The sequence below is a fragment of the Paraburkholderia sp. Cpub6 genome, assembly GCF_014201065.1.
GTDB lineage: Bacteria > Pseudomonadota > Gammaproteobacteria > Burkholderiales > Burkholderiaceae > Paraburkholderia > Paraburkholderia tuberum.
In genome coordinates this window covers 1-13,110 of the sequence record NZ_JACHDM010000030.1, presented here as the reverse complement: position 1 = coordinate 13,110, position 13,110 = coordinate 1, and the positions used below count along the sequence as shown (strand labels likewise).

At 62.6% G+C, this 13,110-nt stretch carries 10 protein-coding genes and 1 pseudogene; 5 read left to right on the top strand and 6 right to left on the bottom strand.

The window, feature by feature from the left end; all coding sequences use genetic code 11:
* Positions 1–184: 184 nt before the first annotated feature.
* Positions 185–976 carry a hypothetical protein gene (locus HDG33_RS31505; RefSeq protein WP_184038595.1) on the bottom strand — a complete coding sequence of 264 codons (792 nt, stop codon included), beginning with the start codon at positions 974–976 and terminating at the stop codon, positions 185–187.
* Between the two features lie 402 nt (positions 977–1,378).
* On the opposite strand from HDG33_RS31505, the gene HDG33_RS31500 reads away from it, so the two are divergent.
* The gene (locus tag HDG33_RS31500) at positions 1,379–3,271 is read left to right on the top strand and encodes a hybrid sensor histidine kinase/response regulator (RefSeq protein ID WP_184038594.1); all 1,893 of its coding nucleotides are present in this window, start codon (positions 1,379–1,381) and stop codon (positions 3,269–3,271) included.
* A 46-nt stretch (positions 3,272–3,317) separates the two neighbouring features.
* On the opposite strand, the gene HDG33_RS31495 is transcribed toward HDG33_RS31500, so the two are convergent.
* The 4 genes from HDG33_RS31495 to HDG33_RS31480 all read right to left on the bottom strand — a co-directional run bounded on the left by HDG33_RS31495 (position 3,318) and on the right by HDG33_RS31480 (position 6,961).
* Positions 3,318–4,085 (bottom strand): response regulator transcription factor, encoded by a 768-nt coding sequence (locus HDG33_RS31495; RefSeq protein WP_184038593.1) that lies wholly within the window; start codon positions 4,083–4,085, stop codon positions 3,318–3,320.
* Positions 4,086–4,341: 256 nt separating this feature from the next.
* Positions 4,342–4,533, bottom strand: a complete 192-nt coding sequence (locus tag HDG33_RS31490) for a hypothetical protein (protein ID WP_184038720.1) — start codon at positions 4,531–4,533, stop codon at positions 4,342–4,344.
* Positions 4,508–5,512 carry a cytochrome d ubiquinol oxidase subunit II gene (gene cydB, locus HDG33_RS31485; protein ID WP_184038592.1) on the bottom strand — a complete coding sequence of 335 codons (1,005 nt, stop codon included), beginning with the start codon at positions 5,510–5,512 and terminating at the stop codon, positions 4,508–4,510. The genes HDG33_RS31490 and cydB overlap by 26 nt, the downstream gene beginning before the upstream one ends.
* A 24-nt stretch (positions 5,513–5,536) precedes the next feature.
* Entirely contained in the window at positions 5,537–6,961 is a 1,425-nt protein-coding gene (locus HDG33_RS31480; protein WP_184038589.1) for a cytochrome ubiquinol oxidase subunit I, read from the bottom strand.
* A gap of 179 nt (positions 6,962–7,140) precedes the next feature.
* Here HDG33_RS31480 and HDG33_RS31475 point away from each other — a divergent pair, with 179 nt between their 5' ends.
* The 4 genes from HDG33_RS31475 to HDG33_RS31460 all read left to right on the top strand — a co-directional run bounded on the left by HDG33_RS31475 (position 7,141) and on the right by HDG33_RS31460 (position 10,905).
* On the top strand, positions 7,141–7,434 hold the full coding sequence (locus tag HDG33_RS31475) for a hypothetical protein (protein ID WP_184038587.1): 294 nt from the start codon (positions 7,141–7,143) through the stop codon (positions 7,432–7,434).
* A gap of 151 nt (positions 7,435–7,585) precedes the next feature.
* A complete protein-coding gene (locus tag HDG33_RS31470; protein ID WP_018420811.1) occupies positions 7,586–8,407 on the top strand; it encodes an alpha/beta fold hydrolase in 822 nt (273 codons plus the stop codon).
* Positions 8,408–8,766: 359 nt separating this feature from the next.
* Positions 8,767–9,561: an NAD(P)-dependent oxidoreductase gene (locus tag HDG33_RS31465; RefSeq protein WP_184038585.1), complete on the top strand. Its 795-nt coding sequence runs from the start codon at positions 8,767–8,769 to the stop codon at positions 9,559–9,561.
* Positions 9,562–9,606: 45 nt separating this feature from the next.
* A complete protein-coding gene (locus HDG33_RS31460; RefSeq protein ID WP_184038583.1) occupies positions 9,607–10,905 on the top strand; it encodes an MFS transporter in 1,299 nt (432 codons plus the stop codon).
* Positions 10,906–11,149: 244 nt separating this feature from the next.
* On the opposite strand, the pseudogene HDG33_RS31455 reads toward HDG33_RS31460, so the two are convergent.
* Positions 11,150–12,465, bottom strand: a pseudogene (locus HDG33_RS31455) (IS5 family transposase).
* Positions 12,466–13,110: the final 645 nt, after the last annotated feature.

Sequence of the window (13,110 nt, the reverse complement as noted above, 5' to 3'; positions counted from 1 at the left end):
GCGAGCTTTTTTATCGTAGGCGGAATATCGGCGCAAAAAAAGCGCGCCGTGGAGGGCGCGCCGAAGTCGTAGCGTGCGACGTTCAGGGCGGCACGCCCGGCCGGCCGTTGCCGGGTGTACCCGGCCGTACGGGCATGCGCGCACTTGTCGGGCTTCTTATGTGGCCTGTTGGTTATCCGAACTATTACGCGGCCACTTCATTGAATTCGCTATCGCTCGATTCCGCCGCGAGCAGATTCAGCGCAACCAGAATCGCCGCGCGATTGTCGACGTCGATCTCGATGCCGAGCGCGCCGGTGAGCCAGCGGCCGATCTTGGTGTTGGAAAATTCCTCGGCGCCGGCCGTCTTTTTCATGGTGACGCCGAGTTTGACGGCGCGATAGTGATAAGAGGGCACCCGATGCCGAGCCGCGACCGCCGAAAGCCCGCCTTTGCCTTCCGAGCACCAGCCGAGGCTGCCGGCCAGCACGATCCGCTCGGGTTCGTCGAGCCCTTCGATGAACTCGCGCGCCGCGCGCCGCACGCGCTGTTCGTCGAGGCCGTATTGCAGCAGCACGCTTTCCACCGGGTCTTCGAGCGCGTGCGCGTGCAGATCGATTTCCTGCGCGACGCCCTCGGTCTCCATCGACACATTGCGCTGATGGCACGCGCTGCGCAGGCAGTCGATCAGATAGCGGCGGAAATACGCGCATACCGCGTAGCTGTTGGACGGCGCGCTGTCGGCGCACGCGTTCGTTTCTGTATGGCCGGGCGCGAGGCGCAACACCTTCGCGTAGATGAACTGAGCGACCAGTTCTTCCTTGTCCTCGCCGAGCGCCTGCAATTCGAGCGGGTGGTAGGTCCGCAACGCGCGCTTGACCAGTTCGACCATCGACACCATTTCGTCCGCTGAGAGCCGGGTGCGCCTGCGCCACAGATCGGGGAGGATCGCGTCGTCGAGTTGGCGGGCGAACTCGTAGCTCGGGACTGCGCCCATGGAAAACCTCCGTCGGTTGGCAGGGAGCGCGGCGAGCCGCGGCGCGTGGGCCGCGAGTCGAGGGAAGGTGGCTGAAATGCCGCGCTGAAACGTGAATGCAGTATGGTTCGCGGCAAGACCTTCGCCTATATGGATTAAGTGTTAGCCGATGGGTAAACTGCCGGGTAAACCTTCTGATGGATTGCTGACGATTCGTCTGAAGAGCGGGCATTCGCCGTAGAATAGACCCCGCGGGCGGCGCGTTCGGTCGCCCGCTTCGACCCGCGGTTGCACGAAGCGCCGGAGCGCCGCCGCTTCGTCAGTGTTTCGTCTCAACGAAGTTGCCATGCCCGCGCGATAAAGCTGCGTGGGATCGGCGTAAGCGCTAAAGCGCTCACGCCGATCGACAGAGGAGACCGCCCCATGCGGGCCGACCCGATCCAGCGTGCCATCGACGAAGACCTCGTGCGCGTGCTCTACGCGCAGGATCCGATCGCGTTCTTTTCGCACTGGTTTTCGATCGCGGTGCTGGTGGCGATCTACTGGCCGCATGTGCCGGCCCCGCCGCTGTTTATCGCGTGCTTCGTTTTTTATGCGCTCGCCAATTGCGCGGGCCTGGCGCTGTGGATTTGCAATCGCCGTTATCCGCAGCTCGTCTCGCCGCGCGACTGGATCTATCTGCACGCGCTGCGCGGTGTGCTCCTCTATAGCGGGCCGGGCTTCGCGGTGTGGTTCGCGTTCCAGAGTCCGCAAACCGATCTGCCGTTATTGCATACCGTCATGCTGGTGACGCTCGCGGCCGGCGTGTTCATGTCGAATGGATTCGATCTCCTCAATTTTTCGACGTCGATTCCGTTTCTGCTGCTGCCGTCGATCGTGCTGCATTTCGGCTCGCATACGTTCGATCGCACGATTCTCGCGATCGTGCTCGCGTTCTTCTTCTGCGCGATCAACGTCTACGCGATGAGCTATCGCAAGCTGTTTCGCCAGGTCGTGCAGGCGCGTGTCGATCAGCAATACCTCGCGGAATCGCTGGCCGCGCAAAAGCGCGTCGCCGAAGAAGCGAGCCTCGCGAAGACGCGCTTTTTCGCGGCGGCAAGCCACGATCTGCGTCAGCCGCTGCATGCAATCGGCCTGCTTGCGGCATCTCTGAACGATCCGGCGGCGACGCCCGCGCAGCACGCGAAGACGGCCGGGCACATCGTCTATAACGTCGAGGCGCTCAATCAGCTGTTCAACCAGGTGCTCGATCTCGCGCGGCTCGAAAGCGGCGTGACCCAGGTGATCCGGTTGCACTTCCGGCTCTCCGAGCTGTTCGATCGGGTCGGTAGCCAGTATCGTCCGCAGGCCGCGGCGAAGGGGCTCGCGCTGCGCATCGCGCCTACGACGATGGTCGTCTACGACGATCCGGTGTTGCTCGAACGCGTGTTGAGCAATCTGCTGTCGAACGCGGTGCGTTATACGGAGCAAGGCGCGATCTGGCTCGGCTTCCGGCGCGCGGGGCGACAGAAGGGCGGCTATATCGAGGTGCGCGATTCGGGCGTCGGCATGGCGCCGCAAGAGCACGAGCGCGTTTTCGAGGAGTTTTACCAGGTCGAGAATCCGCAGCGCGACGCGCGCCAGGGGCATGGGCTCGGGCTGCCGACCGTCAGGCGGCTCGTCGGCCTGCTCGGCGGCGAGTTGCAACTGCGCTCGGCGCCGGGGCGCGGCTCGGTGTTCCGCTTTGCGGTGCAGGCGGGTGACGCGAGCGGCATCGTCGCGAGTCTGAACGATTCGGTCGCGGGCGGCCCGGCCGCGCAGGGGCGGCGCGTGCTGTGCATCGACGACGAGCCGTCGATACTCGAAGGCCTCGCGAGTCTGCTCGAGCGCTGGGGCTGCGACGTGCGCGGCGCGCGCGACGAAGCCGGCGCGCTCGCCGCGCTTGCGGACGGCTTCGTGCCCGACGCGGTGCTGTGCGACTACCAGCTCGCCAATCACCGCACCGGCGCGCAGGCGCTCAGCGCGATACGGGGCGTGCTTGCGCGGGAGGGGCACGGCAATGTGGTGACGCTGCTGATCACCGGCGATATGGCGTCGGCGGAGCTGACGGCGCTCGCGTTGCAGGGGATTCCGGTGCTGCACAAGCCGGTGACGCCGGCGCGGTTGCGGCGCACGCTGGAAATGCTGTGGCAGCAGGCGGAGCTCGATCAGGGGCGGCCGGCGGGTGCGGTGGTGTTGGGGGGCGGAGCGCCGGACGACCCAGCGCCGTCGCCCGCCGCGGCCGGCTCGCCGCAAGCCGAAGCGGGCTCAGGCGCGCAAAGCGAAACGCAGCCTTAGAGGCGGGAAACCAAGACGGGTTGGGCTTGCGGCGCAGCACAAAGCGCTACAACGTCTTCCCGGCCTCCAGCCATCCATTGATGACGGCGATCGCCGTCGACCGGTTATGCACACCGAGCGCCCGAAAGATCACCGACAGATGCACCTTCACCGTGCCTTCGGCGACGCCGAGATCGCGCGCGATCATCTTGTTGGTCCAGCCGCGATGCACGAGCCGCATGATGTCCTGCTGACGTGGTGACAGGTTCTCCAGCAGATGCTGCTGATGCGGCTGCAGCGACGGTACGTGCGTGACCGGTTCGATCTGCGGGACGGTGCCGGTGCCGGGCCCGCGGACGGCTTGCGCGGCGGCGCCCGGGGCCGGCACACGTGCCGATCCATCCGCATCGGTGCCCGCCCGCGTCTCGCGCGAGCCGAGCAGACTCAGCGCCTCCATCGGCACATAGGCACCGCCGGACAGCACCAGCTCGATCGCCTTCAGCATCACGCTGGCGGGCTGGCGCTTGGGCACGAAGCCGAGCGCGCCGGCCGCGAGCACCGCGCGCATCTCGTCGGGCGATTCCTCCGCGGACAGCACCACGACCGGCAGCGCCGGATTCGCCTTCAGCAGCGTTTCGAGCGACGTCGCGCCGCTCATGCCCGGCATATGCAGATCGACGATCGCCAGATCGTGATTCGCGTCGGGGCGCGCGGCGGTCGCAAGGGTTTCCCAGCTGTCGGCTTCGTCGAACTGGGCGTCGGGATCGAAGCCGCGCAGCATGCCTTTGACGCCTTGCCGGATCAGTTCATGGTCGTCGGCTACAAGAAACTTCATGATGTCTCCGCGAGTCGAGCCTGTCCGTTGAGGGCTGCCGCCGTTGCACATGCCGCAGTTGCAGGCTGCGCAGTTGCGCTGCGACGCGCGTGGCCGGCTGCCGGAATCGTTCGATGCGCTTCGTGATGTTAAGGCAGGTCTCCCGCGCATAGGTTCCGGCTTGCTACGTAGACGAGCCGCGCGCCCCGTTTTTGAAGCGCTGACGCGCACGATCCGGAAGGTTATGCCCGCCGGATCGACACGGGTTCGCGCGCCGCTATCTGACCGCGAACAGCGTCGCATTCATCAGAAGCTTGAAGGCGAAGCCGAGCGACATCGCCGCGGTCACGCCGAAACACCATAGCGCGATGAACCAGAGCCAGCCCGGCAGTTTGCGGCTGGGCGTTGCGGCAGTGGGAGCCGACGCACTGGCGCCCCGCGTTTCAGTGATAGTGATGTTGGTCGCCATGACGCACCTTGCCTCGAAAGACCCAGTAACCCATCGTCGTATAGGCGACGATGATCGGCAGGATCACCGCCGCGCCGGCCAGCGTGAACGTCTGGCTCGAGCGTGGCGCGGCGGCTTCCCATAGCGTGATGCTCGACGGAATCGCATACGGCCACAGACTCACGAGCAGCCCGAGATAGCCGAGCAGCACGAGCGCCAGCGCGAGCACGAACGGCGTGTTGTGATGGCGCGCGCGCACCGCGCGATGCATGAAGAACGCGCAGATCGCGACGAGGAACGGCACCGGCAGCAGACGGTAGAAGATCCCGTCCCGGAACCAGCGTTGCGCGATGCCCGCATCCATCAGCGGCGTCCACAGGCTCACGAGCGCGATGAAGCCGAGCAGCACCAGCGTCAGCGGCCAGACCACGCGATGCAGCCGTCGCTGCAGATCGCCCTCGGTCTTCGCGACGAGCCAGCAGCAGCCGAGCAGCGCGTAGGTCGCGACGAGTCCGAGGCCCGTCAGCAGGCTGAACGGCGTGAGCCAGCCGAACGCGTCGCCGGCATAGGCGCCATGGGCGACCGGAATGCCTTGCAGGAACGCGCCGAGCACGATGCCCTGGAAGAACGCCGCGCCCGCCGAGCCGCCGATGAACGCGAGATCCCACAGATGCCTCGTGCGACGCGACTTCGCGCGGATCTCGAACGACACGCCGCGAAAGATCAGGCACACGAGCATGAACACCAGCGGCAGATAGAGCGCAGACAGCACAGTCGAGTAGACGACCGGAAACACCGCGAACAGCGCGGCGCCGCCGAGCACGAGCCAGGTTTCGTTGCCGTCCCACACTGGCGCGACCGTGTTCATCATCAGGTCGCGTTCCTTTTCGTCGGGGAAGAACGGAAAGACGATGCCGATGCCGAGGTCGAAGCCGTCCAGCACGACGTACATGAAAAGGCCCAGCGCGATGATCGCGGCCCATACGACGGTTACGTCCATTTTTTCTTTCTCTCGAAGCGTAGGTTAGACGGCGTCGATCATCTGATCGGCGGCGGACAGCGGTCGGCGCGCGGTCTGCGCGGGCGTCGGCTGCGGCAGGCCGTGGGACATGTCGTTCGCCTTGCCGCCAGGCAGCGCAGGACCGGAGCGCATCAGCTTCAGCATGTAGTAGATGCCGGTGCCGAACACGAGGAAGTAGACGACCACGAACGTCATCAGCGACAAACCGACCTGCTGTGTGGTCAGCGGCGACACCGCCTGCGACGTGCGCATCACGCCGTACACGACCCACGGTTGACGGCCCGCTTCGGTGGTGACCCAGCCGGCCAGCAGCGTGATGAAGCCGCTCGGCCCCATCGCGACGCACAGCCGCTGGAACCACTTCGCTTCGAACAGACGCCCGCGCCGGCGCAACACCCAGGCCGCGATCGACATCGCGATCATCAGCACGCCGAGGCCGGCCATGATGCGGAAGCTCCAGAACACGACGGTCGAATCCGGCCGGTCCTGCGGCGGAAATTCCTTCAGGCCGCGGATTTCGCCGTCCCAGCTATGCGTGAGGATCAGGCTGCCGAGGTGCGGCACCGACAGCGCGTAGCGCGTGGTCTCCGCCTTCATGTCGGGGATGCCGAACAGGTTCAGCGCGGTGCCGCCTTTTTCGGTATCCCACAAGCCTTCGATCGCCGCGATCTTCGCCGGCTGATACTTGCGCGTATTGAGGCCGTGCTGATCGCCGACGAATGCCTGGATCGGCGTGAGGATCAACAGCAGCCACAGCGCCATCGAGAACATCTTCTTGACGGCGGGATCGCGCCGGCCGCGCAGCAGATGCCACGCGCCGACCGCCGCGACCACCAGCCCCGCGACGATGAACGCCGCGAGCGCCATATGCGCGAGCCGGTAGGGGAACGACGGATTGAAGATGATCTTGAACCAGTCGAGCGGCACGACATGACCGTCGACGACCTCGAAGCCCTGCGGGGTCTGCATCCAGCTATTGGACGCGAGAATCCAGAAGGTCGAGATCAGCGTGCCGATCGCGACCATCAGCGTCGCGCCGAAGTGCGCCCGCGGACTCACGCGCTGCCAGCCGAACAGCATGATGCCGAGGAAGCCCGCTTCGAGAAAGAATGCGGTCATCACCTCGTACATCAGCAGCGGACCGGTGATCGGCCCGGCGAAACTCGAGAAGCCCGACCAGTTGGTGCCGAACTGATAGCTCATCACGACGCCGGAGACGACGCCCATGCCGAAGGCCACCGCGAAGATCTTCGACCAGAACAGACAAAGATCTTTGTAGTAGGCCTTGCCGGTTTTCAGCCAACGCCATTCGAGAACGGCGATGAAACTGGCGAGACCGATGCTGAGCGCGGGGAAAACGATGTGAAAAGAAACGGTGAACGCGAATTGAATGCGCGCGAGATCGAATGCCGATAGTGCGGAGTTCATGATCCTGTTGTGCGTGATGGCCGCGTGAGCGGACTTACGCGCGTCGACCGATGTCGGTGCGCACTGCGCTGGGCAGATGGCGCAAGAGTAGGGGATCGAAACAAAAAGTGCTGCGATGCGATGTGCGTCAAAAAACCGCCTTGTTTTATGCGAAATACGCTTATCGATGAGGCAAACCGTTGTTGAATATCAAGTTTCTTTTGGCGGCCGATACGTGGCCGTGTGTGCCTCGTCGCGTGAGCTGCGTCAATCGACCGCGCTGCAGCAATTCGTTTCGCGCAGCCTTGCGCGGCAAGGTCGCGGGCGGTGTCTGTCGCCAGCCGACAATCGATCCATCCAAAGCGACTTCGTCGGTGGGCGTGCTGGTCAGGCGATTTTTTTACTTCTACGATGCACGCTGCCGCCTGGCCGTTTCAGCTTTTTCTCTTCAGTATTCGTTGCGCATTATCCGTTCGCCATTCGTTTGGTGTTGATGTTATTTCGCGGCAGAATTTCTCAATAGGTCATTACACGTTGCCGCATTCGCACGCGCGTTCTGTCATGCGTCGCGCGCATACTTCGTGAGCAGCTTCCGCTTCATCCACCTGCCGGCGACGGCAGACTTCATCGACAAGGAGTCAGCAGATGAGCACGATCAGGACGAAAGACGGTACCTCGATTTTCTATAAGGACTGGGGCCATGGCCGCCCGGTCGTGTTTTCGCACGGCTGGCCGCTGACCGCCGATGCGTGGGATGCGCAGATGCTGTTTCTCGGCAGCAAGGGCTTTCGCGTGATCGCGCACGACCGGCGCGGTCACGGCCGCTCGGAGCAGCCGTGGGACGGCAACGAGATGGACACCTACGCCGACGATCTCGCCGCGCTGATCGAACATCTCGATCTGCAGGACGCGACGCTGGTCGGCCATTCGACAGGCGGTGGCGAAGTTGCGCATTACATCGGCCGGCATGGCACGGGGCGCGTCGCGAAGGCTGTGCTGATCGGCGCGGTGCCGCCGCTGATGCTGAAGACCGCCGATAATCCGCTCGGCCTGCCGATCGACGTGTTCGACGGCATCCGCAAGGGCGTCGCGGACGATCGCTCGCAGTTCTTCAAGGATCTGGCCGTGCCGTTCTACGGCTACAACCGGGAGGGCGCGAAGGTGTCGCAGGGCGTGATCGATTCATTCTGGCGCCAGGGCATGGCCGGTTCGATCAAGGGGCTCTATGACTGCATCGAGCAGTTCTCCGAAGTCGACTACACCGAAGATCTGAAGAAGATCGACGTGCCGACCCTGGTGCTGCACGGCGACGACGACCAGATCGTGCCGATCGACGCAGCCGGCCGACGCACCGCGGAGATCGTCAAGAACGCAACGCTGAAGGTTTATCCGGGCGGCCAGCACGGCATGTGCACGGTGGAGGCCGACAAGGTCAATGCCGATCTGCTCGAATTCATCGGCGCCTGAGCGAACGTAACGATGTGATCTGTTGAGGGCGCGGGCGGCATACGGACGCCGCTCGCGTCGGACGCCACGCGCCCGCTGGCGTCGGGTAAATCCACTCCTGGAACAAAAATCCACTTCGAGTTATACGATGTCGCATGAACTCGCCGTTCCTATGCCTTTGTTTTTTAAAGAGCTACGAAACTACCGCGCAGTAATTTAAGGGTAAATGCGGAGTTGAAATCCGCTTGTCCATCGTTGATAGTACGTTATCGTACAACTTGAGTGTGTTATGCGACGCGCGCAGCGCGATTTCGCCGGCCGCTCAGATCCTCTGTCTGTTCTCTGAAGACCTCGCGCGCGGCGCAGTAAAAGGAACCCCTATGAAGAAGATTGCCCTGAGTGGCGCCGGCGGCCAGCTCGGCTCCGTGGTACGTGCTGAATTCGTCGCGCGCGGCGTGCCGCTGCGCTCGGCCGCGGGCTCCAAAGTACTGACGCCGCTCGTCGACGGCGAAGACGTGATGAACGGCGACCTGCGCGATCCGGCGGTGGTCGACCGTCTGCTGAACGGCGTGGACGTGCTGATCCATTTCGCCGGCACGAGCGTCGAGCGTCCGCTGCCCGAGATCATCGAGAACAACCTGCGCGGCCTCGTCGAAGTCTACGAAGGCGCGCGCCGCAACGGCGTGAAGCGCATCGTGTTCGCGAGCTCGAACCACGCGATCGGCATGTACCCGGTCACCGAGCATCTGAACCTCGACTGCGAACTGCGCCCGGACGGCTTCTACGGCCTGTCGAAGGTGTGGGGCGAAGCGCTCGCGCGCATGTACTGGGACAAGCACGGCATCGAAAGCGTGTGCGTGCGGATCGGCAGCTGCCTCGAGCGTCCGACCGAGCAGCGCCATCTGAGCACCTGGTTCGGCCACAAGGACCTGATGCATTTCCTCGAGCGCTGCATCGAAGCGGAAGACGTCGGCTTCCTGACCATCTGGGGCGTGTCGGCCAATACGCGCAGCTGGTGGGACAACAGCGGCGCCGCGCGCCTTGGCTACGAGCCGAAGCAGAACGCCGAGGACTACGCGCAAGACATCCTGTCGCGCCCGAATCCGCTCGATGAGCTGTGCCAGCGCTACCAGGGCGGTAGCTTCGTCGGCATCGACTATTCGCGCAAGGCTTAAGTCCCGTTCGGTTTGACGGGCATTGCATCACGAGGAGTGGCAGCAATGAAGATCAAGGGTATTCGCTGGGGGATGGTCGCGCTGGTCGCGGCCGGCCTGATCATCAACTACCTGGCGCGTAACACGTTGTCGGTTGCGGCTCCGACGATGATGAAGGAGCTGAACATCACGACCGAGCAGTATTCGCACGTGGTCGTGGCGTGGCAGCTCTGCTATGCGTTCATGCAGCCGGTCGCCGGTTTCGTGCTCGACACGATCGGCACCAAGGTCGGCTTCGCGGTGTTCGCGCTGGCGTGGTCGGTGGCTTGCGCGGCGGCGGCATGGGCGACGGGCTGGCGCAGCCTCGCGGTGTTCCGCGGTATCCTGGGTCTCGCCGAATCGGCCGGGATTCCGGCTGGCGTGAAGGCGACCAGCGAGTGGTTCCCGGCGAAAGAGCGGTCGGTTGCGATCGGCTGGTTCAACATTGGCTCGTCGATTGGCGCGCTGCTTGCGCCGCCGCTCGTCGTGTGGGCACTGTTTCACGGCCGCTGGCAACTCGCGTTCGTGATCGTCGGCGCGGCGGGTATCGTATGGAGCGTGCTGTGGATGATCATCTACAAGCATCCGCGCAACCAGAAGCTGCTGGGCAACGCGGAGCGCGACTACATTCTGAGCGGCCAGGAAGCGAAGCATCACGATGACATCAACACGCCGAAGCGCAACTGGCGCGCGATGCTGGCGAGCCGCGATTTCTGGGCGATCGGTATTCCGCGAATTCTGTCCGAGCCGGCCTGGCAAACGTTCAACGCGTGGATTCCGTTGTACATGATGACCGAGCGTCACATGAACCTGAAGGAAGTCGCGATGTTCGCGTGGATGCCGTTCCTCGCCGCCGACATCGGCTGCGTGCTCGGCGGTTATCTGAGCCCGCTGTTCCACAAGTACGCGAAGGTGTCGCTGTTCACGTCGCGCAAGATGGTGTTCGTGGTCGGTGCGCTGTTCATGATCGGGCCGGCGTGCGTCGGTCTCGTCGAGAGCCCGTACATGGCGGTGGCGCTGCTGTGCGTCGGCGGCTTCGCGCACCAGACGTTGTCGGGTGCACTGTACGCGATCACATCGGACATGTTCGGCAAGCACGAGGTCGCGACCGCGACGGGCATGGGCGGTATGGCTGGATATCTGGGCGCCGCGGCGTTCACCGCGCTGTTCGGTGTGCTCGTCACGCAGATCGGCTATAGCCCGCTGTTCGTCGTGCTGGCGGTGTTCGATCTGATTGCCGCGGTCGTGGTCTGCCTGATGGCCAGGAGTTCGGAAAAGTTGCCGGAGCCGAAGTGGGCGTCGGCCGGTGCGGTGACGGCGAAGTAATGTGAGATGCGGTCGGCTCTGGTGGGCCGATCCGGTGAAAGAAGCGGTGCCCCGTGAGTAGGCACCGTTTTTTGTCGGTTTTCGGCCGTTTGCAGGATGGCGGTGTTGCGCCGCGAGCGTTGCAGCCGGCAAGCAGATTAGTCGTCGCTGAACAATTCGTTTTGCTACGCGGTCAGGCGATGCGACGAGTAATGCCGCTCTCAGATGAGGCGATGAGGCCGTGTTGACGGAATGTCTAACCGGTTCAACTCTTCGTTTCAGAAGCGCAATAGAGCATCGCAAGAATGAGAGCGCAAAAAACGCTCAGCTTCCTGAGGATCATGCGCAGGTTGCGACCAGCGCCGCACAGCACGGCATGCAGCGCATCGCCCACGGCGCCCTTTAACCAGTTACGCCCGAGCTTGCCGTCGCTCTTCATGTGCCCGATGGCCGGCTCGATAGTGCTGCGCCGCCGGATCATTGCACGCAACGCACGCGTCACGCCGCGACGCAATCCCGGATGCCAGATCTTCACACAATCAATCTCGACACCCCGGTAGTCGCGATCAAAGAAGACCGTCTCGGGCTTCGCCTCGCTCAGCATGCGGCTTTGTTCAAGCGCTTCGGCCAAGGTATGGCCATCGTAGGGATTCCCCGGCATCGAGCGAATACCGATCACCAGTCCTTCGCGGTGGGTCGTGACGATCGACACCTTGACGTCAAACTCGTACGGCTTGCGCGCCTTGCCCTTCGATATGCATTCGACTTCTGGCGCATGTAACGGGTACAGCTTGTTGCTGTCTTTGGGGCTTTTGCGTGAGGATGCGCTTCGCACGGTGGATCAGCTCGTCCAGTGCAGCGCGAGCACTTTCACCAACCTGATCCAGTTGCCGCTCAACATCACGCATCACACGTCCCACGCGCGAACGCAACGTGCGCAGTGACTTCTTCATGCGGCGAAACTGCTTCGCATGCGCGTAGCGGCCAATCTGAGCGGCCAGCCGCGGTGCTTCGCGGTTGTAGTTCTGCCTCAGCTTCAGCCCGTGGCGCGCAGCGGCCTTCAACAGGTGCTGCCGGCAACGCTCAAACAGGCGTGAGTCGGTCGGGTTGCGCGATCGCCTTCTCCATGACCGTTGTATCTACAATCACCCGCTTCGCGCTGCTGGGCTTGAGCACGCCCGCCCGTTTGGCCGCCTCGATCGTCTCGGCCAGCAACTCCTCCACGCCAGCTTCACCCGGCCTCGTGCGCCAGCGCGTCAGACTCGAAGGATCAAGAGGCGGCTTCGTCTGCAGGTACGTCTCGCCAGTAAAAACCTGCCAGTTCGGGTTTTCTACCCATTGCCAGATGACCTCTTCATCGGACAAGCCGAAGGCATGCTGCAGGTACCGTAGTCCCGCGATCAGCCGCGTGTCCGTTGCGGGGCGCCTGCGACGCGAGCGAAAGCTTGCGCTCATCACTTCCTGCAAGTGCTCCCACCGAATCAGATCGGCCAGCCTGATCAACGGATGCTTCAGGTTGATCTGCTCACGAAGCGGTTGACGGAAAAAGTCACCTTCGTTCATCGGCGTCTTCGGACCCATCCAGACCTCGACAGAATTTGCAGGAAACAACCATCAATCTGCCAGGTTCCTGCAATTGCATCAACCGCTTTCTGCGTCAAGCCCTTGCTGTACAAGGCACTTCGGTTTGTTCAGGACGGACTATCTTAGTACCAAGATTCTCGTAGCACCTTTGTCGACATCTTTATCCTGCAAGTCCCGAGGTGGTCTCCCTTCTCATTATCGAACTGCCACTCAAAAAATGACGGCACCATTTCATGCATTTCTCATAAAATTACTTTGTTTGCGTCGAGATTTTATATGTAAAGCGCATGGATACACATAAGAATTTCGAGAGGAGCCGACGTTTTGGTAAATCCGGAATTGTAAATAATCGTTAAATTTTTATTGGCTGATACATAACGCTTGACGAGGTCAAAACTTCATACGAAAATAAATGGCGTTATATCTTGCTATATTCGATTAATAAATAGATGCACCCAATTTTTAGTGAAACCTACCGGCGGCACATGTTTAAGGTCTCTGTAGATATTCTGTGTGGTGCGATGACGCAAAGAGATGGGATTTGCTCTTAGAGCGTGTTAGGCACTTTCTGTCAGACCTGGTAACCTGGCGGGATGATAGAACGCAAGCCATACCCGACAGATGTTTCGGACGAGGAATGGA